Genomic DNA, 26492 nt, shown 5'->3' with positions numbered 1-26492 from the left:
TCATGAGTCTCGTCGGGCTATTCAGTTAAACCCCCGGCGAGGGTAGCCTCAAGCCATGGTGCTTATTGCTGTGGCCGGCGGGACCGGGCATGCAGGCAGGGCCGTGGCGGCCGACGCTGCCGGCCGCGGTCTCAAGGTCCGGTCGGTGAGCCGGCACGTTCCAGAAACGGCGGGCCCCGGGCGCGTGGCCGGCGTCGAGCATGTGGCGGCCGATTTCCGAACCGGTGACGGCGTCGCGGAGGCGCTGGCCGGCGTCGACCTTCTCGTGGAAACCCTTGACGCGCGCACCGGGCCGTCCCTGAAGGCGCTTCCTGCAACCACGGTGGCTGTCCTGGCGGCGGCGCAGAGGGCCCAGGTGTCGCGCTGTGTGCTGCTCACAATAGTCAACGCGGCGCAGTCGTCCATGGGCTATTACCAGGTCCAGGCAGCCAGGGCACGTAGTTACGAGGCGTCGGGAATGCCGACCACGGTGGTCTACGCGACGCAGTTCCACGATCTCGTGGCAGGCATCTTTTCGGCAGGTTCCCGTGTGGGGATCATCCCGACATTTTCAGGTGTGTCGTTCCAATCGATAGCGACGGCGGACGTGGCGCGAGTGCTCGTGGACGAGGCCGTGGCCGGCCTGGGGACGGGCGCGGAGGTGCACCGCTCCATTAAGGCCGGGGGACCGTCAGTGTGGCCCATGAAAAGCATGGGCGAGCAATGGAAATCAGCGACGGGTCGCCGCGGCGTGGTGGCATCCATGCCGCTGCCGGGTTCGTTCGGCACGTTTTTGAGGGCGGGCAAAAACCTGGTGCCGGATGCCGCCGTCGGACGCCTTGAGTTCAACGACTGGCTGGCCGCCGGTCCCCGTGGTTGAACCTCTTGAAACCCGTGGTTGGACCCTAAGCCGTTTTCGCCGCAAACAGTTCCAGGGCGATGTTGTCCGGGTCGCGGAATTCGACGATGAGGCCGCTACCGATGTCCTTGATGCCGCCATGCCCGACGCCGATTCCGTCCAGCAACGTGACGGACGCTTCAAGGGCCGCAGGGGAGTCCACGGCAAGGCTGAGATGGTCCAAGCCGGTTCGGTCTTCGCTGAACACATCGCTCGCCACCGGCCGGAGCCCGAGGAGTGTGTAGCCGAGGTTGTAAATGACACCGCCGTAGAGGAAACCATACTTTGCCTGTTCCTCGGATGGAGTGCCGGCCGGCATTTCAATGGCGACGGGCCAATTGAATATTCCTTCATAGAATCTACGGGACCGCTCAATGTCGGTGACCGTCAGGCGGATGTGGTTGACGGAGCTGGTATGTATGGGCATGTCTGCATCGTCCCACCGCGGCGCGATTCCCACCAGACGCAATGTTGAAGCGCGGGCACCTTTGGGGATTGCGACGGACGCGACCCGCTTGAGGCGCCGCGGTTTGGATTCTGCGACGGTGAGGGCTTAACCTAGAAACGCTGACGGTTCTACAGCCGTCACGGGGCTATGGCGCAGTTGGTAGCGCGCCTCGTTCGCATCGAGGAGGTCAGGAGTTCGAATCTCCTTAGCTCCACCCCGAAAGCCCCCTGACCTGCGGAAACGCTGGGTTGGGGGGCTTTGCTTTTGGTGAAAATGGCTCCAACCCGACGTTTACCCGACGATTTGAACGCAAACTACTGTGAATCTTTGACTACTGTCATATTTGTCGAACACGGTCTTTTGCGCATGAGAGGGTCCCCGCCGGTAAGCGAAACTGCGGTTCCAAATCGTCGCCGAAGAGTTGCTTGCACTCATGTGGTCGGCCGGATTGACGGGTGCCTATTCCTCGCCGAATTGTTCCAGGGCATCTGTGACGTCGGGTGTTTCGGATGCCTTGGCGATGTAGTGCTTTTCCGTTATGCCCGGCCCGGAATGTCCAAGTTGGGCGGCCGCCTGTTTGGAGCTGTATTCACGGTCAATCAGCGTGGCGACGGATTTCCGGAAAACGTGCGGGGTGACCCATTCAAAGCCGGACCCCGAGCGCGCATCCCGCCATTGTCTTCGAAAGTTGTGGGGGCTGCGGACGGTGCCGGTGGAGGAGGGGAAAAGCATATCTTCGGGCTTGGGATGCTCCGAGCCTTGTTTGCGGAGAAGTGTCTTGGTCGCAAAGGGTGGGAGCTTGACTGTCCTGAAGCCGGCCTTGGTTTTCGGGTGGTCCTGGCGGTAGGTGCCGCGTCCTTTCTCCATGACTACGGTCCCTGAGATGGTGATGGTTGGGGGCTTCGCGTCGAGGTCGATGTCCTGCCAGCGGATTGCCAGGACTTCGCCGATGCGCGCACCCGTGGCCAGGAAGATGTCTAGTACGTCGATGAGGTCGGATGCCCGTGGGCGGCCTTGGTGGTCGGGGTCGTCCTGCCATTTGCGGACGATTGCTCTTAGCTTCTTGACCTCGATGGGCGACAGTGCCCTAACGTCTTTAGTGGCGAGCTTGATCGCGCCCACATCACGAATGGGATTGCTGCGGAGGGCATCCTGCCGAACGGCGAGCCCCAGAATGCCGGTCAGCACGATTTTGGCATGTCGGGCGGTCGTTGCATGATCGAGCGCAACATTCTTCAGGAAACGGTCCAGTCGGCCCGTTGTCATTTCGTTGAGACGAACGCCTGCCAAAGCGGGCGCAATGGCGCGGTTGTAGGTGTCTTTGTATCCGTCGATCGTGCGTCGACCTGCGCGGCCGTTATTTTCGATTTCGTCGAACCACAGGGTACTGAGTTCGGACAGTCGCATGCTGGGAGTTATGTCGGACTCCACATGGGCCTGCCGGTCCTTGAGCATTGTAATGAGGGCACGCTCCGCAGCAGCGCCTGTATCGCCCCAGGCCTCAACTGCACGCGTTTTGCCGTCGGTGTCCCTGTAGCGGGCAGTTGCATGCCACCTACCGCTCTTCACGCGTTGGCGGCGGATTCTCCCCCAGGAGCCCAGTGGCAAGGGTGGCCGCGGCGACATTATGCCTCCAGGTGCTCGGCGATCCAGGTCTCAAAGTCGCTGCGAATGACGCGCACATGCCTGCCGACTTTGTGGGCCCGGGGGCCTTGGTGGTTGACGCGCCACTGGTAGAAAGTCTGCTCCGGGATGTGCAGAATATTGCAAATGTCCCGTGGGGACAACCATTCCTCGGCGGTTGGGTCCTGGGACTGATCGGGGACTGTATTGGCTAACATGCTTCCCCTCAGTGTTCTGGGGAACCGAAGGTGTGGCCGGCTTCAACGTGGGACTGCAGCCATTCATCGAAGTCGCGGCGATCAATGCGCAAGTGCCTGCCAAAGCGGTAGGCGCGTGGTCCAATTCCCTTGACCCGCCACTGGTAGAACGTTTGCAGCGGAATCTGCAGTTCATGGCAGATGTCGGTTGGTGACAGCCATCGGTTAGTTTCGGAATCGATGCGGTTCTCTGGATCAGTGTAGATCGTCATCGGGGTGCCTTTCCTATGGGGCTGCCGACTGATTGACGGTGGCCAATTGTGTTCGTACCACTCTCATAGTTAGGGAAGCGGTGAACAATATGACTGAAAACCAGTCAGGATGGAAGGCTGCTCAAAACTTAAGTCCAAGGAATTGGTACGCCCGTGCCATTTCCTGGAAAATCTCGGGGACGCCCGCAGCAAAGTGCGGATCAATGCGCCCGTGGGTGGGCACAATACGCGTTACGACGCCACGGTCAACAAGGAACGTGATCTCGCGGAGAGTGACCCTCTTGGACAGGCCCAGGGCGGAGGCGATGTGCGCCACCGAGCATGGACCCTCGGTCACCAGCATGTGTAGAATTCGGCTCCGCGTGAGATTCATTAAGATTGAGGGCTCCATGGGTAACACTCCTGCGCCGCGCAGGCGGGTCAAATTGGACCCGTCCATTCTGAACAATTTACTCTCATCAGTCCATGGTGTAAACGGCCATAAACAACATGACTAAATGCAAGTTGGCATGGCAAAGTGACTTGCGGTTCGCCAACTTGCGGAAGGGGAGCGACTTCTTGCGGTGCTGAAAGCTGGCGACAATACTGGAGGGAACGCGACGGAGCCGGGGAATCTGGATCCGTCCAAACTTGGATTGTGAGGAGCCGGGCATGACCGCTGGACCTAGTGGGACGCCGGAGCCGCTGTCGCCCCAGGTGGCCCTGGCCAGGCGCCTGAACCTGCTGTTGGACGCGGCGGCTGAAAAGCGCGGCGAGGCGGTCACTTTCCGTGAGGTCAAGGAAAAGCTTGCCGAGCACGGGGTCGGTATGTCCCGGGCCCGGTGGTTCTACATGAAGGATGGCACCGGTGCGCTGGTTCGGGACAAAAAGGTTCTGATCGCACTTTGCGAAATGTTTGACGTCGACCCGTCATTTCTGCTCGACATGGACTCAGATGAACTTCCCGAGAGCATCCAGGCCCGCCTCGATTTTGTGAAGGCATTGCGGGCCTCGCGGGTTCAGGCCTTTGTGGCACGCACGCTGGCGGATGTTTCCCCGGACACCCTGCATGCCATTACTGAGTTCTTGAACCGCGACATCGCCGCGCATGCTGATGTGCCTAACGCTCCGTCAAGTAGCGAAGATGGGCTTCCATAAGGGCCTTGATCCCTTCGGGGTTCGCTGAATACCGCGGCGCCCGGCCGTGTCGGCGACCGGGTTCAACGTCGACCACCACGGCACCAGCGTCCTCCAGAAGTACCAGGTGCTTGGCAACGCTCGCCTCGCTGGCACCCACGTTGGCAACGATGTCGCCACGTGCGGAGGGTCCGTGTTCAAGCAGGTAGCGGATGATTTCAGTGCGCGCCAAGTTGCCGAAGGTGAACACGGCCACTTCGATTTCTTTGGGCCAATCCTTGGCCACTGGACGCGTTATTCGAGGCATGCCCTCATTCTGCCTCATAGGTATCAACAAGGTAAGATTGATCCCTTGACAATATATCTTTGATGCTTGCAAACTAGTCTTACGACACTTTGAGCAGGGTTGCGAATAGTCATTGATCGAGCCCGGCCTGCTAATTCCGGTTCCGGCCGGAACGATTCTGCCGCCATCCCGGTGGCTCCAGGACCGCCAGCACGACATCCGCAAACGATGCCGCGCATACTATCCAATCAACGCGCGAAGCGGTGATCATGATGGGTCCACGGACCAGTGAAGAAGTTGAAGCATTTGCAAGGGGGACGCTTGACAGGTCCCTGACCCGGCCTCCGGTGCCGGACATTCCCGTTGACCAGCTGATGCGGGCCGTCGAGGGGGTTCGCGCCTACGTCGGCTCCCACTTGTCACGTTACGGCCTGTTCCAGGACCTGGAGGATGTCCTGCAGGACATCCGGGTCGCGGCGTGGGAAGGAACGGTGCGGGGGAGCTATCAGGCCATTCCCGACGTGAAATTTGATGCCTGGGTGCAGGGGATTGCCTGCAACCTGTGTGCCGACCACCTCCGGAGGAGCATTGCCAAGTCGACAGTTCCCTTCGTCGACTACCCCGAGCGCGGAGTCCACGACGTGGCAGACCTGGGACTGACGCGCCGCCCGGATCCGGTATCAGAGGAGGCCACCGGCGGTGTTTGGGCAGCCGACATCCTGAACATCGTCAAGGCACACGTGTCCGACGGTATTTGGGACCTGGCGATGGAAAACGTGTTGCGCCCGTCGCGGTATGGAGATCCGGACAACGTTCGTGTCGCTGACAGCAAGCACTGGCATGCCCTGACCGTGGTACGCCAGATGGCCGTGGCCGTGAAAAACGCCATGGACGTCGATCCCAGGACGGTGGAGGATCTGCCATCACTCCGGGAAGCGTCCGTCGAGTCGCTGCCGACGCCTCTGCTCCAACTCATTGCCAAGCGGGTTGTCGTGCCGGGCTTCAAGGGCAAGGAGCGTACGGCGGCAGCCGCCGCCGTCGGCCAAGAGTCGGGCGTCAGTGCGAGGTATGCCGAAGTCCAGATTGGCCTTGTCCGCGACATGATTCACGCAGTGGACGACGTCCTGCGCTCCGGCACCGGCATCGAGGGTCCCGTCATCCAAAGCAGGGACAAGCGCCCGCGCGCCGCCGACGCGAAGGGCCTGGGCCACCCGATGACGAACCACAGTCATGTTCCAGAAGTCGCTACATCATAGGGGTTCAGCCGGCCGGGTCCGACGGTGGGTACTGCTGTTCATCGCTGCGGCGGCCATCGCCGGAATCGCCGCGGTGCTGTCGATCAGGACACCCAATTCTGCAACCGGAACCACGGCTCTGGCGCCGCCGAGCTCGGCACGGGCCACGCCTCCGCCAACCTCTGCAGGTGCCACCCAACGTCCGACGGCGGCCAGCCCGCCTCTGGACGCGGCACCAGTCCCAGCTGGGGAACCATCCACCCTCGACTTCCGCCATCTCGCCGCCGCGGCGGCCCGCGCTGTCTACACCTGGGACACGCGCACCGCCACCTACTCCCAGACGTACGGAAGGCTGCGCAACTGGTGGCACGTGCTCCCGGACGGCTCGAACCCATTGACAGTCTTCGCCACGCAGTTCGAGGCCACCGGGACCAACGCCGCGGCCTACGCATCCCTGACCGGTTCACAGGGCTACCGCACCGCCCGCCTCCTGAACTCCTCCTGTGACAGCCAGCTGGCCCAATACGTCCAACACCCGCCACCCTGGGCCGGGATGCACGTGTGCACCGAGACCCTGGCCGTGACCGAGCACGCCACCTCCGGCACCAACAACTACACCGCACCCGTCAGCGTCGTCGTCAACTGCCCGCCGGCAGCGACTGCCCCCGCCAACCGTTGTGACATGGTGGCTTTCTACGCCGCCGCCGACCGGATCGTGTACTGATGCCCGCCCCGGCACTACTCCTGGGCGCAGTCAAGAAGCGCGCCGTACTCAAGCTCGCTGGAACGGCCCTGAGCGCCCTGGTGCTGTGCTGCATCATGGCTTTTTGCGGGTCCATGGCCCTGATGGCCGTTGCAGCCCACGGCTCGACGGCGGCGTGCACTGTTGCTGCCGGCGGACCGGGGACGGTGATGACCATCACCGTGCCCGGTGGCAGATCTGTCGGACTGAACGCTGCACAGGTGGCCGTGGCCCGGACCTACATCGCCGTCGGCCTGGCCCGCTCAGTGCCCGACGACGGCATCGTCATCGCCCTGATGATGGCGCTGCAAGAATCCAACCTGCAAATGCTGGCCAACCCTTCCGTGCCTGAGTCCCTGAACTATCCCCACGACGGCGTCGGCAGCGACCACGATTCCATCGGCAGCGCCCAGCAACGTCCCTCCGCAGGCTGGGGGAGCGTCGCCCAGCTCATGCAGCCCGCCTACAACGCCGAGGCGTTCTACGGCGGACCCCAAGGACCCAACCACGGCTCCCCACCAGGACTACTGGACGTCCCGGGCTGGCAACAGATGGACAAGGGTGCAGCAGCCCAGGCCGTGCAGGGATCGGCATTCCCGGAACGGTACGCCCAATGGCAGCCGGCGGCCGAGCAAATTCTCAGGGCGCTGGCCACCTCCACAGGTCCGGCTGCGTGCAGCACGACCCAGCAAAGGCCCGGCCAGCCGACGCTTCCCGCCAACCTGAGCCAGCTCAGGCGCACCATCCTTGCTTACGCCCAGCAAGGTGTCGGCGGCGCCTACGTCTGGGGAGGAACTGCCTTCAAGGCGTGGGACTGCTCCGGCTACGTGAAATGGGTTTTCGGCCAGGCCGGAATCACCCTGCCGCGGACGGAGCAGTGGACCTTCGGGACGCGGACAACCAACCCACAAGCGGGCGACCTCGTCGTCCAGAACCCCGACGGACCAACCCACTGGGGCCATATTGGCATCTACGCAGGCAACGGCATGATGTACAGCGCCCTCAACCCGGAGGTTGGGACGCTTCTGCACCCTGTTGCTTGGAACACTGGGACGGCGTACTTTCATGTGAGTGCACTCATGGATCGTGTTCCTTAGGGCCTTGAAACCGGGGGCCATGCCAGCTGGCGCCAGGCTTTTGGTCCCTGCCTCGGGCGACAATTGACGGGAATATATCCAAATTGCTGAAATGGATCCTCGACGTCAGTTCAGCAGGCTTTGGGTTTGTGGACCTTATGACTTGAACTGGTCCGATCGAACACGACTGAATTCAGTGAAGGCGCGGCGTGGGTTGTTGGTTTACTCAGTCCGCCGTAATTCGTTCACCTTTTCGGGAACAAGAGAGTTGAGCGCTAGCTCGGTCCAGGAGACGGGTGGAAGGACGATGGAGACAGATGTGCCGGCATGGCGGAGTGTTGGGTTTTCAGTCAAGTTGACACGGTTTTGGTCGTCGATGGTGTTGGCAGCGTTTGGGTCCTCGGAGCTCAGGGTGCGGGCGGTCATGTTGCCAACAGGGAGCCCCCCGATGTCAATGGACACTTCAATTTCTTCGTTCTGGGATCGGTTGACGAGGTACACGGCACCGTGGCCACTAGATTCATCGAATGTGGCGACGGCGTCGATGAGTGGCACCTCACCGTAGGACGACGTCGAGTAGCTTTCGCAATCGATTTGCACTCTCAGTGCCGTGCCGGTGGCGCGGGCCGCGGTGGCGGCAAAGGGGAAGAAAGTGGTCTGGCGCCAGGCTGCGCCGCCGGGTTCCGTCATGATGGGGGCAATGACATTGACCAGCTGGGCCATTGACGCGCTGGTCACCCTGTCTGCGTGATTCAGCAGGGAGATGAGGAGGCTGCCGAAGACGACGGCGTCCGTGACGGTGTAGCAGTCTTCGAGCAGCCGAGGAGCGACTGGCCAGTTGTCCACACCCTGGATCTTGTCGACCTTCTCGAATCGTTCGTTGTACCAAATGTTCCACTCGTCGAATGAAATGTTGATCGTCTTGTCACTGCCTCGCACGGCTTTGACGTGGTCAGCGGTTGCAGCGACCGATTCGATGAAGCGGTCCATGTTGACACCGGAGGCGAGGAAGTTTCCGGGGTCTCCGCTTTCTTCGTAGTAGGCGTGGCAGGAGATGTAGTCGACTTCGTCGTAGGCGTGGGTCAGGACGCTTCGCTCCCATTCGCCAAAGGTCGGCATGGAGGCGCTGGAGGAACCGCAGAGGACCAGTTCGAGGCTCGGATCGAATGAGCGCATGGCTCGGGCGGTTTGGGCGGCCAGTTTTCCATAATCTTCGGCGGAGCGGTGCCCCAGTTGCCATGGGCCGTCCATCTCGTTGCCCAGACACCACATCCGCACGTTGTATGGTTCTGGATGTCCGTCCGCGATTCGCTTTTCGGACAGGGCCGTGCCGCTGCCCAGGTTGGCATACTCGAGAAGGTCCAGTGCTTCCTGCATGCCTCTGGTGCCTAAGTTTATGGCGAGCATCAACTCGCTGCCGGCCTTCTCGAGCCAGCTCGAGAATTCACTCAGGCCAACTTCGTTGGATTCTGTGGAGTGCCAGGCCAGGTCGAGGCGGCGGGGTCGCTGATCTCGTGGTCCGACGCTGTCTTCCCAGCGGAATCCGGAGACAAAGTTGCCGCCTGGGTACCTGATTGTGGTGACACCGAGTTCTCGGACAAGATCGAGTACGTCTGTTCGGAACCCCTCATCGTCGGCTAGGTTGTGGCCGGGTTCATAGATGCCGTCATAGACAGAACGGCCAAGGTGTTCGACGAAGGAACCGAAGAGGCGCCGGTTGATGGGTCCGATGACGGATTTGGAGTCGACGGTGAGTCGGGCTTGATGCATTGGAGTCACTTTCGGGCGAGGGAGGATTGGGCGACGGCTGCCGTGGCATGTTGGCGGAACCGATCGGCCACCGGATTCCGGCGCCGATGGAGTGGACCTTCGGGGTTTTCGACGAGATCGAAAAGTCCCATTGAGAGCAGGTGGTCTGCGCGTGGGTTGGTGCTGTGTCGGTAGGTCCACTCGTACATGTCAAACAGTGGCCACCACGTATATCCGACGATCGGGAGGCCGGCGGAGCGGAGTCCATGCACGGTGGCAACCGATTCGTCCATCCAGGCCAAGCGTTCAGCGACGCTCCCGGTGACGCACGTCTCCGTCAGCATGACCGGGGCGCCGTAGCGATCGGCGTAGCTGGTCAGGACCTCCCGGAGTCCTTCGGTTCCTGCGTCGAAATGTGGCCGCGGGTCTGCGAACCCGCCGGAATGATGAACTCCGGTCTCAAAGATCTCTGTGGAATGCCGGGGATAGTAATTGACGCCCATGACGTCGGGCTTGACGGCGTTTTCCGCGAACCAGGAGAGTTGGCGGTCCGTCACACCGCCGAGGCGCAATTGGCTCAGTAGGGGGTGTGAATCGCCAACGTTTCCGGTGACGAGGTCCTCGACGAGGAATGACTGGTGGCGGAGTCTGGCGACTGTATCGCGGTGCTCCGGGGCGTCTACATCGCCGACGTAGCGCATCCCTGCGTCGACATGGACGAATGTCGCCCTGTCACCGAGTGTGGCCGCAATGGCCTGCTGGGTCAGGACGAAGCCCTCCGCAAGCGACGCCGCGATGGACACCAGGCCGGACGGGCCCTCCAAGTACGGAGGCCAATAGGCATATTCGCCGGAGAACAGGGCATGGATCATGGGTTCGTTGACTGGCGTATAGTCTGTGGCCACGTGTGCGTATCGCTCGGCGAACCGGGCCCCGAATTCAGCCATGTGCTTGGGATAGTCCGGATTGGCGAACTGATTCTCAAGCCACAAGGGTGTGCCGTAGTGCAAAAGGTCCACCACAGGTCGAAGGCCGAGCCCTTCGAAGCTTGCCATCGCTCGGTCCACCCACGACCATTCCCACTGACCGGACGACGGCGCCACCCGGTACCACGGGACCCCCCACCGCACCATCTCGGCACCGACTTCCTTGGCCAGGCCCAGGTCGGAATCGACCTGCTCGTAATGGTCGGTCAGCTCATATTCGTCGATGGGGCGCTCGCCTGGACGGCTTTGTGGGACAAACGTGTCTTCTATACCGAGGGCGAAGTGGAGGTCTCCGTCGTTGAACCATTTCATGCGTTCTTTGTCCGTTCCATGTTGCGGAGGTAGGTGGGTTTGGGGTCGGCTGTGCCGCATGGCTGCGTTACTTGAGTCCTGTGCTGGCGACGCTTTCGATGAACCGGCGTTGCACGAGCAGGAACATGATCGCCAAGGGGAGGATCGCGATCAGGGCCCCGGCCATCATGATGCCTTGGGGGATGATGCCGCCGGGACCGGTCAGGAGGGTCAGGCCGGACGTGATCGTGCCCATTTTCTGGTCAGTCGTGAATACGAGGGGCCAGAGAAGATCGTTCCAGTTGTTCACGAAGGTGAAAATGCCCAAAGTCATCAGGGCCGGAACGGCGTTGGGCAGGATGATGCTGCGGAAGATGCGCCATTCGGACGCGCCGTCGATCCGTGCTGCATTGTCGAGGTCTCGGGGGAGCGAGATGAAGAATTGTCGCAGAAAGAAGATGCCAAACGCATCGGCTGCCCGGGGCGCGATGAGGCCGGCGAATGTGTTGACCCAGCCGAGGTCGGACACGATCTTGTAGATCGGTATCAGGGTGGCCTGGAAAGGGATCATGAGGCTGGCGATGATGACGATCAGCAAGATTTTGGACCCGCGAAAATCGAGGCGGGCAAGTGCATAGGCTGCGAGCGAATCAAACATGAGGGCGAATAGAGTCACACCTCCGGCGAAACCGAAGCTGTTGGCAATGAGGCGGCCAAACGGCAGGGCTGAGAAGATGGCCTTGAAGTTGGCAAACGTCCACTGGTGCGGGAAGAGCGACGGCGGAAAGGCGTTGACCTCGGAGGCTGGCTTGAACGCGGTGAGCACGATAATGATGACGGGCAGCATCAAGGCCACAGTTACCACCAGAAATGCTGCAAAGTAGAGCCAGCGAACTGGATCTCGTGTCCTCTTCGAACGAGTGTTGGTTGCCGGAATCGTGCGGGGTTGGGTGAGCGCGGTCATGACGTGGTGTCCTCCCCTCGGCGGCCGAAGAACAGAAATTGCACGAGGCTCAGGAGCAGGGTGACAATCAGCAGAACGTACGACAAGGCGGAAGCGAATCCGAGGTCGAGGTCTTTGAAGCCGGACTGGTAGATCTGCATCACGATTGTTTCCGTGCTGCGGTAGGGCCCGCCGCCTGTCAACACATATATCTGGTCGAAGGCCTGAAGCGCTGCAATCAGGGCAACAATGACCACGAACGTCATTGTGTTGCTGAGCATGGGGAAAGTGACGTGGACGAATCGTTTCCAACCGTTGGCGCCATCGAGCTGGGCGGCCTCGTAGAGGCTCTTTGGGATGTCCTGGAGGCCTGCGAGGAAAATGACCATGTAGAACCCGAAGCTCTTCCACACGGCAACCAGCACAACGGTTGGCATGGCAAGGACTGGATCCTGCAGGACGTTGCCGATCCGGATGCCCGCCGTCTGGAGCCAATAGTTCAACAGACCGATCTGGGGGTCGAGCAGGTAGGACCATGCGAAGGCGGCTACAGCGAGTGAGACGATGAACGGCAGAAAGAGCGAGGACCGGAAGAAGCCGCGAAATGGCAGCCTGTCACTATTAAGCATTAGGGCTAGGACCAGGGCAACGATGATCGCGACAGGAGTGAACAACACTGCGTAAAGGGCTGTGTTGCCCATCGCCCGCACGATATTCGGGTTGGTGAAAATCCGGACATAGTTGTCGAATCCAACGAATCGGGGAGTCCCGAATCCGCTGGCATCGGTAAAGGAGAGCTGTAGCGCCGAGATCATCGGCCAGCCGACGAAGGCCGCGAGGACGATGAGGGCCGGGGCGAGGAAGCCGACAATGGTGGCGCGCCGCTTGAAGGTTCCATTTAGGGGAGTCCGCCCGCCGAGCTGGCCAGGGGGCCGGTAGGGGCGTCGTCGTTGGAGTTGCTGCTGGGTGGTCATGATGTCTCCGCTGTCCGTGGGGCCCCGGAGGGCCCCACCAGTTGGCTTGGTGCTGCGGCCTATTTGGCCAGGGCCGACGTAATGTTTGTCTGCGCCTGGTCCAGCAGTTGCTTGGGGTCTCCGCCCGCTACCGTTTTCTGTGTGGCGGTGTCGATCGCGGTCAACACGTCCGTGCTGTTGACAACGCCCGGCAACAATGCGCGCGTGTTCGGGGATATTGCCGTCAGTTTCGCGACGGTCGCGTTCGAGCTGACGTCGGCCACCGTCACGTCGGTCCGCAGGGGCGGCCAGCCGGACCCCAGAGACCACTTCGTGGACGTCGCCTTGTCATTGAAGTAGGCAAGGAATTGCTCTGCGGCCTTCTGCTTGTTCGAATCTGCCTGTGCCGTTATTGCCAGGGAGATGCCGATCGCTGAAGCTGCTTGGCTCTTCGGGCCTGCCGGTATGGCGGCGATGCCGTAATCAATTTTCGAAGCGGTCGCGACGCCAGCCATCCAAGGCCCTCCGACCTCCATTGCCGTTTTTCCTGCGGTGAATAATTTGTCCGCGGCGATGCCGTCCAGGCCTGTTGGTGAAATTTTGTCGTTGCGGATGGCTTTGGCCCAGTAGGTCAGCGTGTCGACATTGGCTTGTGAGTTAATGGTTGCTTCGGTGCCGGCATCGTTCGTGATCGAACCGCCGTTTCCTTCGAAAAGGCTGGGCCAGATGCCGTTGCCGACGGTGGCGTGGTCTGGAAGTGCAAGCCCGTACTGCTCTGGCGTCCCGTCGCGGTTCGCGTCGATGGTCAGCTTCTTCGCATCCGCCACCCATTGATCCCAGGTGGTGGGGAATGTTGAAATGCCAGCTTTAGCAAACATGGTCTTGTTGTAAATGACGGACAGTGGAACAAATCCACTGGGAACTCCATACTTCTTCCCGTCAACAGTTTCCATGGCCACGGCCTCGGGCTTCAAAGAAGCGGTGTTGCTTGAGGCCTGGGAGTAGAACTCGTCGAGGCTGGTCAAGGCATGCTTCTTTGCATAGACCGGCAGCCGGTCGGAGGTCATCGCCACGAGGTCCGGCCCATTTTTCGATGACAATGCCGGCAACAATGTGTCGTCAATGACGGCCCACGTCTTCGTCTGGGTTGTGATGGTGATTTTGTCTTGCGAGGCATTGAAGTCCTTGACGATTTGGTCTAGGACCCCGCCGTCAGCTTCCGTGTAACCGTGCCAGAAGGTCAGTGCGACCTTCCCGGTCGAGGACTGGGAGCCGGAAGAACCGGAGCAGCCGGATAGCCCGACGGCCAAGACCGCCGCCGCTGCAATGACACTGGCCAGTTTTTTCACTGAGCACCTACTATCCGCTCCCAACACCATTGCTTGGAAGACTTTTGAGGGATGGACACCAAATTTACATCGATGTAAATTTGACTGTAGGCGACATCACAATGACTGTCAATGGGTGTTGGAGGATTTCTTGGGGTGGTCTACAAAGTTGCGATGTCGGTCGAGGATTCGCGAACCACCAGGGCATAACTGGTCTCGATCTGCTGCGGTGCCGCATTCTCGGCCCGACCTTCAATCCGCTCAATGAGGAGGGAGACAGCAGTAAGGGCGATCTCGTCGCGTTGGGGCGAGACAGTGGTGAGCGACGGCGTCGAATAGGCGGCGTCCTCAATGTCGTCGAATCCGACGACGGCGACATCACCTGGGATTCCCCTGCCGTGCCGATGAAGCGATCTCATCGCACCGAGGGCAAGGGCATCATTGAAGCAGACGACGGCGTCAAAGTCGACACCACTGGCGAGGAGCCGGTCCATGGCCGCGACTCCATCGGTCCGGTGCCACAGCGCTGCGGTCATCACCAGGGCGGGGTCAACGGCTATTCCGTAGTCGGCGAGCGCGTCGGCATAGCCGCGCAATCGTGAAGCCCCTGTCGCGACTGGACCTTCAGGCTGGGCGCCGATAACGGCGACACGGCGCCGGCCCGAGGAAAGGACATGGGTGGTGGCGGCTTTCATCGCCGCCACGTTTGATATCGTGACGTGATCGGCACGGCTGCCCTCGATCCCTTCGCCCAACACGACGAGCGGGAATTCTACGTCGAACTGGTTTACGTCGTTGGCCCGGAGTGCCAACGGACTGTAGATCAGCCCATCGATGGAGTGCTTGCGCATTGCGGCAACAGCACCGACTTCATTCCCGCTGTCAGAAATCGTTTGCTCGATTAACACCGTGTAGCCCCGTGCCCCCGCAGCGCGGATGACTGAATCGGCAAGCTCAGCGAAGTACGCCTGACTCAACTCTGGAACGGCAAGACCGAGGACTCGAGTGCGCCCAACACGAAGGTTGCGTGCGGAGACATTGATCTCATAGTGAAGTTCATCGACCGCGCGCATGACTCGGTCACGCATCTTCACCGAGACGTGCTCGTAACCCGACAACACGTTGGAGACCGTCTTGCGTGAGACCCCCGCCAGAATTGCGACATCGTCCATCGTCGCGACTGTTCGTGCAGTCTGAGCCATCGCAACCTCCGAGTGTCGTCGGCATCCCGTGACGATGCCGATCTTCCAGTCATCTTATGCACAAACCATTTCTATCGAACGAAAGCGGTGCACAGGCCAAGAAGTCAAGGCACAGCCAGGGGAGCAGGCCAACAATTGCTTGTTCGTATGGCTTGGCCCCAGCATGCAGCTGCCGTTAGGTTCGCATCCACCTATCACAGTGGTTCAGAGTGGGGGATTCCGAGTTGTATCCAGATTTGCGCCTGATCATATAGTTTCGCCACCCGCCAACCATGAAGCAAGTGAACATACTGTCCACGCACGTGGACAGACACCGAATGGAGTTCACGATGTTGTACATGGCAGCGGTGGATCCGGGGATCACCCCGAACACCAACTTTCCGTTTCTCGAGTCGCTCAAGCAGATCGGCGGGGGCATCCTCGTCGGCGCATTCATTGTGATCGCCATCGTGGCGATCATCGGCGCCGCCATGCTTCTGGCCGGCAAGCTGAGCCAGTCCTCGCGGCTGGCTTCGGGCGGCGGCATGATCCTGCTCTGGACCGGACCCGTGGCGGCGATCTTGGGCGGCATCAACGGCTACATCCTGTGGTCGCAGAACGCGTTCAATCTCGGTTTCTAGGTTGCGGCCATGCTACCGATGGTCAAATGTGGGGCCGACGGCTGGTGGCCGCCCGGCTGCGGCATCGTGTCTCAGGCCAATGACGACTTCGCCTCGTCCGTCACGGCCTACATCGCCGGCATCCTGGAGAGCATGGCTTCGTGGATGTGGTCATTCATCTCCGGAGCCTTCGGCGTCTCCAACATCGACACCTCCGAATGGGCCATTGTCAGCGGCCTGACGAACTGGTGGATTGTCGTCATGATGACACCCCTGGTCGTCGTCATGATCGTGCAGCTGATCGCCGGACTGGTCAGCCAGCAGCCCCGCCGCATCGGACGCGCACTCCTCGGCGGTGCCCTGGCTGTTCCGCTGGTGTTCGTGGCCACGGGGCTCATGGGCAAGCTCTCCAGCTTCACCGACTCGGCATCGACGGCGCTGCTTCAGACCCTCGGTACGGACCCCTACGTCGTGTTCATGCGGCTCTTCGGCTTCCAACGTGCACCCGTCGGCTCCGGCCGGGCCTGGGACGTGGTCTCACTCAGCACCGGAACGGCAGCCGGACCGGTCGGCGGGGTTGTCGTGACCGCGATCGCTGTGCTGGTCGTATGGATCCTGTCCTTCATCCTCATGTGCTCCATGATCTTCCGCTCCTTCGCTCTGATCGTCCTCGCTGCGGTGGCCCCGGTGGCGCTCATGCTGCTGCCGTGGGAGCGCACCAAATCGTGGACCCGACTCTGGTGTGAAACGGTCGTCGCCCTGCTGATTGCCAAACCGCTGGCCGCCACTGTGCTGGCGGTGGCCGTGAAGCTGTTCGCCAATTCGACGTCGTTCAGCGGGCTGGCGTCCGGCGCCGTCGGCATGGTCCTCGCCTGCGGCGCACCCTTGATGGCCCTGAAACTTGTCAGCTTCGCCGGAGGCGAGATAGCCGGGGCGGCGCAGATGGCAGGCGGCGGCCACGTTGCCAGCCGGGCCGGCTCCTTCACCGGACGCCAACTTGGCCGCCAGTTCGGCGGGAAGTTGCACATGTCCGGGGTGGGTGCCCATGGGCCGACTCCGGTTGCATCGACACACGCGACCAGCCACCTACCGCCCAAGGAGGGCTGGACAAGGATTCCCAACCAGTCAGGTGCGACGGGCCCGACGACGTCGAGTAGTTCGTCTGCGGGCACGGCGCCGAAGCAGGCATCGAAGCCGGCAGCGTGGCCCATGCCAGGTCCGGCGCCCAAGGATGAATCCCCGTCGGGGCAAGGGAGCGGGCACGCAGAAGCGCCACAGCCTGCGCAGGCAAAAAGTCCCACGACGTCACGCTATCCGGGCCGGCCAAGAACGACGGCGGCCAGCCCGCCACCGCCTTCGCCGGCAGCGACGGTGAAACCGCCGGACGTGCCAGGACGGCACGCAACACCCCCTCCGAACTTCCCGCCACGAACGGAACACGGAAACGCACCAAGAACTGGAGATGGCAGCCATGACTGAAGACACCCGCACCCTGCAAGCGGTCCGCTTCCCGCGCTATGAGCGCCACGGCTTGTTCATGGGCCTGCAGTGGTACCAGCTCACGCTCATCGCTGCCGGCACGCTGGTCGCCGTCGTCGCTTCAGCCACGGGCGGGCCGCCAGCGTTCCTCATGACAGCGCCATTCTGGCTGGCCATCATCTTGTTCGGGATCCTCCACTATGCCCGCATTCCCTACCCCGTGTGGGCCTACACGGCTTCCTTGTTCTTCCTCCGCAGCGTCCTCAATGAATCCCGCTACCTCGCACGGCCTGAGCAGGCACGAAAAACAGGGACCATGGAACTTCCCGGCGGCCTGGGCAGCCTGGAACTCCGCCGCACATCAAAGGGTGAGGCCTTCATGGTGGACCACACGGGCCACGAGGCCATCGTCGCCCTGCGGTGCACCACCAACTCGTTCGCCCTCATGGACGGTGATGACAAGGCCTACGCAGTCCAGGCGTGGTCGCGGGTGCAGGCGGCCATGGCCCGCCGCCCGGCCGTTGCCAGGATCGCCATCCAGGACTACACAGTGCCGTACCCGTCGAGCGCCCTGCGCGCCTACTACGAGCGGGCGGTCCCGCCGGAACGCATTGCAGACGCGCAGTGGGGAGACCAGTCCTATCTGGACCTGATCGAGGCCGCGGGGTCCTCCATGAGCCATGAGATCATCATGGCAATCGTGCTGGACACCGCGAAGGGGCGCCGCCGGATCAAGGACGCCGGCGGAGGCATGGCGGGACTGGAGTCAGTCCTCCGCTCGGAAGTGGAATCCTTCACCACAGGGCTGAAGACGCACGGCGTCCTGGTGACGGAGTGGCTTTCCGACGCGGCCGTGACCGCCGTCGTGCGGGGTTCCTTTGACCCGGAAGCGGTCGCCAAATGGGCCTCGGCCACGGGCAGGGAACTGCCGAAAGTGTCGGCCGGCCCCATGGCGGCCGAGGAACACTGGTCCTACCTGCGCACGGATTCCGGCTTCCACCAAACGTTTTGGGTGGCGGAGTGGCCGCGCCAGCAGGTCTTCCCCGGATTCCTGCATCCGCTGATCTACGTGGGCGACTTCCGGCACACCGTCACCCAGGTCATCCGGGCCGTGCCCACGGACCAGGCCCTGCGGGACATCCGCTCCGCACAGGAGGCCCATGACACCCGGCGCCGCATCAATGCCCGCCTGGACCGGCCCCTGACCCGTGAACAGCGCGCCGAGGAGGAGGAAGTCGCCCAGCGCGAGGAGGAAATTGTCGCCGGTCATGGAGATGTGCGCCCCGCCGCCTATGTAACTATCACCGCGGACACCCTGGATGGGTTGTCCCGGTGCCGGCAGGAACTCGAGTCCGCGGCCGCCGGCGCGTTCGTCGAGCTGCGGCTGATGGCCGGACAGCAGTGGCCGGCCTTCATCGCCGGGGCGCTGCCGCTGGGAAGGGGATTGAAATGAGCAAGCACGTGGGAACCGTGGGCTTCGCACCGGCCGGGGAGACCCTTGGTCAGCGGCAGGCACGACGGCGGCGCGAACGTTCCCTGGCCGCCTCACCCAAGTTGTCCCTGCGAGAGCTGAGGGCCCAGCGGGCCGCTGACAAGGGCGAGGCCGGTTCGGCAGGTGATTGGGGCGACCGGGACGGCGCCACGATGTGGGGCCCGCACCGGGCCCAGCCGGCACCGCACCGGGCCTCGACCCTGACCATGGCCGCAGCCTATCCTTTCCTGACCGAATCCGGGCTGGGCCCCGAGGGCACCTACATCGGCACGGATCTGTTCGGTTCCGGCGCGTTCTGCTACGACCCCTGGGTCATGTACGACAAGGGCTTCATCAGCGGCCCCTCCATCGTCGTCATCGGCACCGTCGGCACCGGCAAGTCCATGTGCGGCAAGTCCCTCGTCACCCGCTCCATCACCCTGGGCCGGAAGGCTGCCGTGGCGTCCGACCCGAAGGGGGAGTGGGTTCCCGTCGCCAACGCCATCCCCGGCGGGAAGGTCATCTCCGTCGGCCCGGGCCGTGTGGCCAGGGTCAACCCGCTCGACGCCGGCCCGCGCTCCAGCGCCCTCACCGACGCCCAATGGCAGGCCGTCGTCCGGCAGCGCCGGCGCCACCTCCTCGTCGCGCTGGTGTCGCTGATGCGCCCCGGCGTCCCGCTGACCCCGGTGGAACACACCGCCCTGGACATGGCCCTCTCGGACGCCGTCGCCGCCAACACCACACCCACCCTGCCCATGGTCCTCGAGTACCTGCTCAACCCAACGCCCGCGACAGCCGCACTCGTCGGACCAAACGGTGGGACCGGCGTCGGGCATTCACTGCGGCGCACAGTTTCCGGCGACTTGGAGGGCATGTTTGACGCACCCTCCACGGTCGCGTTCGACGCCGACGCCCCCATCATGGTCCTGGACACCTCGGCCCTGATCGGCGCCTCGGAGCAGGCCCTGTCCCTGGCCACGGTGTGCGGCGCCACCTGGCTGGAGGCAGCCGTGACCAACCCCGGCGGCGCCAAGCGACTCGTGGTGTACGACGAGGGCTGGCGCATGCTCGCGGACCCCTACATGCTGGCAAAAATGAGCGAGCAATGGCGCCTGGCCCGCAGCTACGGCATCGCGAACCTGCTCATCATGCACAAAATCGCCGACCTCAACGAGATCGGCGACAGCACCAGCGGCCTACGGCAAAAAGCCCTCGGCCTGCTCACCGAGGCCGACACCCGGGTCATCTACCGGCAAAAACACGACGCCATGCGCCTGACCAAGGAAGCCCTCGGCCTCACCGAAGCCGAATGCGGACACGTGGAAAACCTGCCCAAGGGCGTGGGCCTGTGGAAGGTCGGCAACCGCTCCTTCATCGTCGCCAACCAGGTCACCACCGACGAACTCGCCGTCTTCGGCACCGATGAAAGGATGCTCTGATGCCGCGCCGCCTCGACGACGGCAACCCGCTGGTCTCCATCGGGCTCGCCGCCACCGCCGGCTATGTGGTCCTCGACCTCCTCGTGGAGGCCGCCGCCCACCTCGCCTACGCTTCCCACTGCGGCACCAACGCCCCTTGGGACTTCAACCCCACTGCACCGCTACTACTCCTATCGGGGCGGATGCAGTGGGCCCAACCAGGCGGGGGAGCCTGCAGCATCGGGGCCGGGCAGGTGTGGCTCATCATCGCACCCGCCCTGCTTTTCATGGCCCTGGCAGCGATCGCAGGCACCCTCGCCTGGCACTCCTGGCGCCAATCCGGCGCCTGGCTGCGGCAGGACATTCTCAAGCGCGACGGCGTGGCCCGGCGCGCGGAGATCGCCCGGGAGTTCGGTGCCCGGGCCGCGCTCAAACGCGGCCGCTACACCCGCCCCGGCGCGAAGGACCCCAAGGTGGAGGAAGTCTCCTGGACGATAGGGAAGTCCCGCGGCGTCACAGTCCACGTCTCCACGGAGGAATCCCTTGTCATCCAGGGCGCGCCCCGTTCCGGCAAGGGCCTCTATGTCATCATCAATGCCATCCTGGACGCCCCCGGCGCAGTGGTCACCACCTCCACCCGCGCCGACAATCTCGTCGTCACCATGAAGGCCCGCGCCACGAACGGCCGCCCCGTCACCGTGTTCGACCCGCAAGGCATGTCCGGACTGCCGTCCACACTGCGCTGGTCGCCCGTTCGCGGATGCCAGGACCCCGACGTTGCAACGCGGCGTGCCCTGGTCATCTCGGCCGACGCGGCACTCAAGGGGGAGAATGCCGCCTGGCAGAAGCGCTCCCAGATTGTCCTGCAATGCCTGCTCCACGCCGCAGCCTTGGAGGGGGAGGGTGTGGCATCGTTCCGGCGCTGGGCCTCCAACCCCGTCCTGGCCCGGGAGGCTTTGGACATCTTGGGCTGTCCCGAGGCTGCCTTGGGCTGGCAGGCGGACCTGATGGGGATCCTCCACGACGACCCCCGCAACACCTCCAACTCCTGGATCGGCGTGACCGCCGCCGTGGCGCCCCTGTCGTCGCCCAAGGTCCTGGCCGCCCTGAACCCCCTGGGGGCCGGCGAGCAGTTTGACCCCAAGGACTTCATTGAGCAACGCGGCACCCTGTACCTGATCGGGACCAAGAGCGGCGCATCTGCCGCCGGGCCCTATCTGTCGGCGCTGATCGATGACATCGACAACGCCGCCCGTGAAATGGCCTTCGTCGCTCCCGGTGGCCGGCTCGACCCGCCCCTCTCACTGATCCTCGATGAGATCGCGAACCTCTCACCGTGGCCTGGGCTGCCCGTGGTGCTTTCCGACGGCGGCGGAATCGGCATCTCCACCATCGTGGTGCTGCAGTCCCTCTCCCAGGCACGGTCCGGCTGGTCCATGGACGAAGCCGCCACCATCTGGGACGCCGCCATCATCAAGGTCATCTTCGGCGGCGGCTCCGACGAACGCGACCTCCGCGCCCTGGCCGGCCTCATCGGGGAACGGACCCTGACGTTCAACACCCGGTCCTGGTCCGCCCAAGGCAGGCAGGACGGTGAACAAATCCGCGAGTCGCCCGTGATTCCGCTTCACGAGATCCGCCGCCTCCCCGCCGGGACGGCCATCATGCTCGGACGCCGCAGCCGGCCCATCCTGCTGGATCTGCGCGAATGGCACAAACGCAAGGACGCCGCCCAACTCGGACGGTCCAAGGAACAAACCGAGCTTGAACTGCTCACCGGACACCTCAAACGACAACACGACCAACAAGCGGCCATCACCGCAGACAACCAGGAGGCATGACCATGGACGACGAGGACGAATCCTTTGAATACGACGTCGCAAACGGCGCTGAAGACAACTTCGCGGAGCTGCTCTTCGGCTCCACGAAGGGACTGCGCTCCGAACGGGTGCCCATGACGTACCGTTGGCGGGACATGGATCCCCGCACGGCCAGCCACGTCTGGGACCACCTGGGCAAGTGGGTGCAGTGGCTGGTGGCAACTTACCACCTGACAAGTTCCGTGGTCCCGGACTGCTGGTGGCGGCACTCGGAGATCGTTGCCGAGCTCTACGCGCTCCAGCGGGCCGAGCAGGCGTCCTACACCGAGGACGATGGCGGCTTCGGCCCCTTGGGTTTCCACGAACGGCTCGAACACTGCATCGCCCGGCTGCGGGAGGAAACCAGGACGGCCGGCTGCGTCAGCCTGCAACACCACCGGGAACCGCCACAGCGCAGGCTGCCCAGCGACGGACCCGGAGGAACAACGCCACTCTTTGGCGGATCCGGGAACGGACTGCCGACCCCGAACGAACCGGAAAAGGAAGGCGGCCAGGAACCGGATCGTTCCGATTCCTGACCCCAGCGGAGGCACAAAGTCATGGATCCCAACCCAAAACCGGCAAGTCGCCACCTTACAGTCGTTGACCCCAACGGGGCAGCTCCGGTGGCCTCGCACCCAGGACCCGAGCAACGCGTCGCCGAGCTCACTGAGGGGCTCTACGCTTTGCTGGCAGAAGCTGTCGACGATCCGCGGCAGTGGCACCGCCTGCTCGACGCCTCAGCAACCTTGTGGCGCTACTCCGGCGGCAACGTGGCCCTGTTGATGATGCAAATGGCCCAGCGAGGCACAGTACAGCCAACGCTTGTTGCCGGCTACAAGGAATGGGAACGCCACGGCCGCTACGTCCTCAAGGGCGAACACGCCTTGTTCGTCATCGCACCACGCACGGCCCGGATCACCGAGGCGGACCCGGCACCGCCGAGTTCAGGCTTCGGAGACCAGCCGCTGACGGAGCCCGGCGACGGCAAGAGCAGGTCACGAATCGTAGGCTGGCGGGGACAAGCCGTCTTCGATGTCTCCCAAACAGAAGGCGAGCCATTGCTCGTTCCCACATCCCGACCTGACGAGCTGCCACTGGATCCCCGAGCTCGCGAACAACTCTGGGAATCACTAACGGCCGTGGTGAGACAGGCACGCTACAAACTCGTGGTTTCCGACTCACAGGCCGGGCTCGCGGACGGGTTCACCGACCACGCGCGCCGGCTGATCAGCGTCGGGTCGTGGCTGGACCTGGATGACCGCGTCGCCACCCTGGCCCACGAGCTCGCCCACGCCTCACTTCACGTCCCGGGTGACGCCATCGGTGCGCTCTATGGCAACAGCGCCGAGCACCGAGGCCTCGCCGAAATCGAAGCAGAATCTGTGGCGTATGTGGTCCTACGCGCGCACGGCATCGACCGGGGACCACAAGCGGCAGCCTATTTGGCAGGTTGGGCGGATGCCATCCTGGAAGCCGAAGCCGACTCCATCTTGCGCGGCTCAAGGCAACGGAAACCATTGTCCCGGGTCGACATCGCCAAATCCACGCTGGGCCGGGTAACCTCCGTGGCGAAGACCATTATGGAAACGACCAATCCGTCGGGTTTCGGCGGGAGGTTGGGAGTCGCAGGTCCGTCTCCCCATCAAGGCCGAACGGCGAACGCGCCAGGTGTTCACGATTCATGGAATTTGCACGGCTCGAATACCGATGTCCTTGGTCCGTCGGCTGCGGGGTGACTGCAGTGGACTTGGAGCAAATGCCGATATTTCGCAACAGGTGGCCACCGCCGATGTGGACTGGCCACCTGCCACGGAAAATAGGGCCATCGATGCTATTCGCTGAAGATGTGTCCCCGTTGAGGACCGCGCTTTCGAGTCCAGGCCTCCGGTCATGGTGGTGGGGTCGCTTTTGGTGTCCGTTGATTTTTCGGGGTTTATTGTGGGTCGGGGCCTGTTAATTTTGTCCGGTCTGCGATAAAATGGAGTTACTGTTTTGATGCTTCGCGGAGGGTGGAATGATGGCTGTTATGACTGCCCAGCCGCCTCTTCCCCTGTCAATGGTTCCTGCGGCGGTGCCGGTGGGCTTGGCCGTGTCCCTGGTTGAAGGCGACCGGGGCGGGGAGGTCTATATTCGTGGTCAGCTCTGTGATGTTTGGGATGTCGGGGATGGTGCCGCCCGTCGTTGGGCGGCCGTGAAATTGGTGCGCCTGCATGCGGCGTCGGCCGCTGAAATCGCGAAGGCTTTCAAGGTTTCCACGGTGGCGTTGTGGAAGTGGGGCCAACTGGCCGATGCTGGTGGAGTGGCGGCCCTGGTGGCGGAGAAGAAGGGGCCCAAGCGTCCCTCGGTGCTGGTGGCTGCAACGATCGAACGGATTGTTGCCCTGCGCGGGCAACACCGCTCCCTGCGTTCCATTGCAGCGGCGGTCGGCGTCTCGGAATTCAGTGTCCGGCGTGCCTTGAAAATCGTTGATGAACAGGGAGTCCGGGAATCCGCAGCAGCGCCGGTAATTACCGCTGCCGGCGAAGACGAACCACAGCCGCCGCTGCCGGTGCTGCCGGTACCTCTCGCCCGTGGCGGGGAGCGGGCCGCGGCACGGGCCGGGCTCCTGAAGCAGGCGGAACCACGGTTTGCCCCGGCTGCCCGGGTGCGGCATGCCGGATTGTTCCTGGCCGTCCCGGCACTGGAAACCACAGGCCTGCTGGCATGCGCGAAAGCCACCTACGGTTCCTTGCCTGACGGGTTTTACGGGCTGGAAACCGTCCTGGTCGATGCCGTGCTCCGGGCCCTGGCCGGGGAAGCCCGTGCCGAGGGAGCCACCCGCTTCGACCCCCAGGAGCTTGGCCGGGTGTTGGGGCTGGACCGCGCCCCGGACGTAAAAACGATCCGCCGGCGGATCAGTCAGCTCGCGCAGGCCGGCAAGGCCGAAGACCTGATCGCGGCCCTGGCCAAACACCACCTCACATCCACCGGTCCGGGCGGGGCGGACCTGGCCGCAGTTCTTTACGTTGACGGGCATGTGCGCGCTTACCAGGGAACAAAGAAGATCGGGAAGATCTACTCGACCCGGTTGAAGTTCCCCGTCCCGGCGACCGAGGAAACCTGGGTCACCGACGCCCAGGGTTCCCCGGTCCTTGTGGTCATGGCCGCACCCGCCGCGTCCCTGGCCTCAGAGTTGCGCCGCATCCTGCCCGAACTCCGGAGAGCCGTCGGGGACTCCAGGCGCGTCCTCGTTGGTTTCGATAGGGGCGGCTGGTCGCCGGATTTGTTCCAGCACATGTCGGAAAACGGGTTCGATGTGCTGACCTGGCGCAAGGGCGCCAGCGAAGACATTCAGCAAGATCTCTTCAAAAAGGTCTCCCACACTGACGAGCACGGGCAGGAACGCAAATGGTCGGTCGCTGACACGGTCGTTGAGCTGTCCCTGGCCACGACGAAGACGACCGGGGAAGTCTTCCCGATCCGACAGCTCAGCCGCATCGTTCCGGCGACCGGTGGCGGCACACGGCAAATCCACATTCTCACCACCGACCGCACCATGAGTGCCGGGGAGGCGGTGTACCGGATGGGAGCCAGGTGGCGGCAGGAAAACCAGTTCCGCCAATCCCTCCTGCACTCGGGCATGATTCCTTTGGACAGCTACGCCGGCACCGGTGACGATGAAGACAGGAAAGTGACAAACCCGGCCAAGAAACAGGCCTACCAACTCGTTGTCGCAGCCCGTGCCCGGCACGCGGAAGCCGCCGCCGTGGCGGATGTGAACCTGCTGGCCCTGAAATCCCCGGCAGAAGGTGCCGGCGAGGTCACGGTGACCAGCACCATGCACAACCACGCCATGGCACCGCTCTGGGAAGCCGAAAATGCTTTGATCGCCGCTGAGAAGACCCACAAAGCCATTCCTGCCAAGCTCCGCCTCGGGGACCTGAACCCGGGCCAGCAAGTCCTGGACACCGAGACGAAACTGATCCACCACGGCATCCGCATGGCCGCCTACAACACCGCCATGACGATCGCACGGGAGATACGCACCAACACCGGCTACAAACGCGCCGCCCAGGAAGCCCACGCCCTCGCACGCCAGGCCCTCAACCAAACCGGCGACATCGACACCACCCGGACCGGCTACCTGACCATCACCCTCGATCCACTACCGACCAAGGCGAAAACCGCGGCCATCAAAGAGCTCTGCGACCACCTCACCGCCACCGAAACCCGCTACCCCGGCACCGACCTCACCCTCCGCTACGCCATCAGACAATCAGGACCGGGATAACAACATTAAATCGCCATGACCAGAGGCCTGGAGTCCGAGCCCATGGCGGCGCCAATCCAGACGAGGAGG

Annotated in this window: 25 protein-coding genes and 1 tRNA gene; 14 read left to right on the top strand and 12 right to left on the bottom strand. The window is 63.1% G+C overall.

Annotated features, from left to right (window positions below; genetic code table 11):
• Nucleotides 1-55: 55 nt before the first annotated feature.
• Entirely contained in the window at nucleotides 56-859 is an 804-nt protein-coding gene (locus G6035_RS07730; protein WP_176616499.1) for an SDR family oxidoreductase, read from the top strand.
• A gap of 25 nt (nucleotides 860-884) precedes the next feature.
• Here the strand turns inward: G6035_RS07730 and G6035_RS07725 are convergent, their stop codons facing one another.
• Entirely contained in the window at nucleotides 885-1304 is a 420-nt protein-coding gene (locus G6035_RS07725; RefSeq protein ID WP_176616498.1) for a VOC family protein, read from the bottom strand.
• Nucleotides 1305-1466: 162 nt separating this feature from the next.
• On the opposite strand from G6035_RS07725, the gene G6035_RS07720 reads away from it, so the two are divergent.
• A tRNA-Ala gene (locus G6035_RS07720) sits at nucleotides 1467-1539 on the top strand.
• A gap of 245 nt (nucleotides 1540-1784) precedes the next feature.
• Here the strand turns inward: G6035_RS07720 and G6035_RS07715 are convergent.
• The 4 genes from G6035_RS07715 to G6035_RS07700 all read right to left on the bottom strand — a co-directional run bounded on the left by G6035_RS07715 (nucleotide 1785) and on the right by G6035_RS07700 (nucleotide 3790).
• Nucleotides 1785-2732: a site-specific integrase gene (locus G6035_RS07715; RefSeq protein WP_176616497.1), complete on the bottom strand. Its 948-nt coding sequence runs from the start codon at nucleotides 2730-2732 to the stop codon at nucleotides 1785-1787.
• 218 nt (nucleotides 2733-2950) lie between these two features.
• Nucleotides 2951-3166: a helix-turn-helix domain-containing protein gene (locus G6035_RS07710; RefSeq protein ID WP_176616496.1), complete on the bottom strand. Its 216-nt coding sequence runs from the start codon at nucleotides 3164-3166 to the stop codon at nucleotides 2951-2953.
• Nucleotides 3167-3174: 8 nt separating this feature from the next.
• Nucleotides 3175-3417, bottom strand: coding sequence for a helix-turn-helix domain-containing protein (locus G6035_RS07705; protein WP_176616495.1), 243 nt, complete (start codon nucleotides 3415-3417; stop codon nucleotides 3175-3177).
• Between the two features lie 121 nt (nucleotides 3418-3538).
• Nucleotides 3539-3790, bottom strand: coding sequence for a MarR family transcriptional regulator (locus G6035_RS07700; RefSeq protein WP_370875210.1), 252 nt, complete (start codon nucleotides 3788-3790; stop codon nucleotides 3539-3541).
• A gap of 278 nt (nucleotides 3791-4068) precedes the next feature.
• Between G6035_RS07700 and G6035_RS07695 the strand changes: the two genes are divergently transcribed.
• Entirely contained in the window at nucleotides 4069-4554 is a 486-nt protein-coding gene (locus G6035_RS07695; RefSeq protein WP_176616493.1) for a hypothetical protein, read from the top strand.
• On the opposite strand, the gene G6035_RS07690 is transcribed toward G6035_RS07695, so the two are convergent.
• Nucleotides 4517-4840 (bottom strand): helix-turn-helix transcriptional regulator, encoded by a 324-nt coding sequence (locus tag G6035_RS07690; protein ID WP_165182171.1) that lies wholly within the window; start codon nucleotides 4838-4840, stop codon nucleotides 4517-4519. The two genes, G6035_RS07695 and G6035_RS07690, sit on opposite strands and share 38 nt — an antisense overlap.
• 248 nt (nucleotides 4841-5088) lie before the next feature.
• Between G6035_RS07690 and G6035_RS07685 the strand changes: the two genes are divergently transcribed.
• The 3 genes from G6035_RS07685 to G6035_RS07675 are packed head-to-tail and all read left to right on the top strand — an operon-like array spanning nucleotide 5089 to nucleotide 7893.
• Nucleotides 5089-6075 carry a sigma factor gene (locus tag G6035_RS07685; protein WP_176616492.1) on the top strand — a complete coding sequence of 329 codons (987 nt, stop codon included), beginning with the start codon at nucleotides 5089-5091 and terminating at the stop codon, nucleotides 6073-6075.
• Nucleotides 6050-6778: a hypothetical protein gene (locus G6035_RS07680; protein WP_176616491.1), complete on the top strand. Its 729-nt coding sequence runs from the start codon at nucleotides 6050-6052 to the stop codon at nucleotides 6776-6778. The genes G6035_RS07685 and G6035_RS07680 overlap by 26 nt, the downstream gene beginning before the upstream one ends.
• Nucleotides 6778-7893: a C40 family peptidase gene (locus G6035_RS07675; protein WP_176616490.1), complete on the top strand. Its 1116-nt coding sequence runs from the start codon at nucleotides 6778-6780 to the stop codon at nucleotides 7891-7893. Before G6035_RS07680 ends, G6035_RS07675 begins: the two co-directional genes overlap by 1 nt.
• A 201-nt stretch (nucleotides 7894-8094) precedes the next feature.
• Here the strand turns inward: G6035_RS07675 and G6035_RS07670 are convergent, their stop codons facing one another.
• The 6 genes from G6035_RS07670 to G6035_RS07645 form a co-directional block, all read right to left on the bottom strand.
• Nucleotides 8095-9642 (bottom strand): alpha-N-arabinofuranosidase, encoded by a 1548-nt coding sequence (locus tag G6035_RS07670; RefSeq protein ID WP_176616489.1) that lies wholly within the window; start codon nucleotides 9640-9642, stop codon nucleotides 8095-8097.
• Nucleotides 9643-9647: 5 nt separating this feature from the next.
• Nucleotides 9648-10919 carry a family 1 glycosylhydrolase gene (locus tag G6035_RS07665; protein ID WP_176616488.1) on the bottom strand — a complete coding sequence of 424 codons (1272 nt, stop codon included), beginning with the start codon at nucleotides 10917-10919 and terminating at the stop codon, nucleotides 9648-9650.
• Between the two features lie 67 nt (nucleotides 10920-10986).
• Nucleotides 10987-11862 carry a carbohydrate ABC transporter permease gene (locus tag G6035_RS07660; RefSeq protein WP_176616487.1) on the bottom strand — a complete coding sequence of 292 codons (876 nt, stop codon included), beginning with the start codon at nucleotides 11860-11862 and terminating at the stop codon, nucleotides 10987-10989.
• A complete protein-coding gene (locus tag G6035_RS07655) occupies nucleotides 11859-12815 on the bottom strand; it encodes a carbohydrate ABC transporter permease (RefSeq protein ID WP_176616486.1) in 957 nt (318 codons plus the stop codon). The genes G6035_RS07660 and G6035_RS07655 overlap by 4 nt, the downstream gene beginning before the upstream one ends.
• A 59-nt stretch (nucleotides 12816-12874) precedes the next feature.
• Nucleotides 12875-14143 (bottom strand): ABC transporter substrate-binding protein, encoded by a 1269-nt coding sequence (locus G6035_RS07650; protein WP_176616485.1) that lies wholly within the window; start codon nucleotides 14141-14143, stop codon nucleotides 12875-12877.
• A gap of 140 nt (nucleotides 14144-14283) precedes the next feature.
• Nucleotides 14284-15294 carry a LacI family DNA-binding transcriptional regulator gene (locus G6035_RS07645; protein ID WP_176616484.1) on the bottom strand — a complete coding sequence of 337 codons (1011 nt, stop codon included), beginning with the start codon at nucleotides 15292-15294 and terminating at the stop codon, nucleotides 14284-14286.
• A 359-nt stretch (nucleotides 15295-15653) separates the two neighbouring features.
• On the opposite strand from G6035_RS07645, the gene G6035_RS07640 reads away from it, so the two are divergent.
• From G6035_RS07640 to G6035_RS07605, 8 genes are all read left to right on the top strand, one after another.
• Nucleotides 15654-15944 (top strand): hypothetical protein, encoded by a 291-nt coding sequence (locus tag G6035_RS07640; protein ID WP_129545596.1) that lies wholly within the window; start codon nucleotides 15654-15656, stop codon nucleotides 15942-15944.
• 9 nt (nucleotides 15945-15953) lie between these two features.
• Nucleotides 15954-17402 (top strand): type IV secretion system protein, encoded by a 1449-nt coding sequence (locus tag G6035_RS07635; RefSeq protein WP_176616483.1) that lies wholly within the window; start codon nucleotides 15954-15956, stop codon nucleotides 17400-17402.
• Nucleotides 17395-18855 (top strand): SCO6880 family protein, encoded by a 1461-nt coding sequence (locus G6035_RS07630; protein ID WP_176616482.1) that lies wholly within the window; start codon nucleotides 17395-17397, stop codon nucleotides 18853-18855. The genes G6035_RS07635 and G6035_RS07630 overlap by 8 nt, the downstream gene beginning before the upstream one ends.
• Nucleotides 18852-20312 carry an ATP-binding protein gene (locus G6035_RS07625; protein ID WP_176616481.1) on the top strand — a complete coding sequence of 487 codons (1461 nt, stop codon included), beginning with the start codon at nucleotides 18852-18854 and terminating at the stop codon, nucleotides 20310-20312. Before G6035_RS07630 ends, G6035_RS07625 begins: the two co-directional genes overlap by 4 nt.
• On the top strand, nucleotides 20312-22132 hold the full coding sequence (locus G6035_RS07620) for a type IV secretory system conjugative DNA transfer family protein (protein WP_176616480.1): 1821 nt from the start codon (nucleotides 20312-20314) through the stop codon (nucleotides 22130-22132). Before G6035_RS07625 ends, G6035_RS07620 begins: the two co-directional genes overlap by 1 nt.
• Nucleotides 22129-22689: a hypothetical protein gene (locus tag G6035_RS07615; RefSeq protein ID WP_176616479.1), complete on the top strand. Its 561-nt coding sequence runs from the start codon at nucleotides 22129-22131 to the stop codon at nucleotides 22687-22689. The genes G6035_RS07620 and G6035_RS07615 overlap by 4 nt, the downstream gene beginning before the upstream one ends.
• A gap of 21 nt (nucleotides 22690-22710) precedes the next feature.
• Entirely contained in the window at nucleotides 22711-23889 is a 1179-nt protein-coding gene (locus tag G6035_RS07610; protein WP_176616478.1) for an ArdC-like ssDNA-binding domain-containing protein, read from the top strand.
• Nucleotides 23890-24179: 290 nt separating this feature from the next.
• A complete protein-coding gene (locus G6035_RS07605; protein ID WP_176616477.1) occupies nucleotides 24180-26423 on the top strand; it encodes a helix-turn-helix domain-containing protein in 2244 nt (747 codons plus the stop codon).
• Nucleotides 26424-26492: the final 69 nt, after the last annotated feature.

Origin of the sequence: Arthrobacter sp. SDTb3-6 (assembly GCF_013376095.1) — a bacterium.
Taxonomy (GTDB): domain Bacteria; phylum Actinomycetota; class Actinomycetes; order Actinomycetales; family Micrococcaceae; genus Specibacter.
This window is presented reverse-complemented; position numbering and strand designations above follow the sequence as displayed.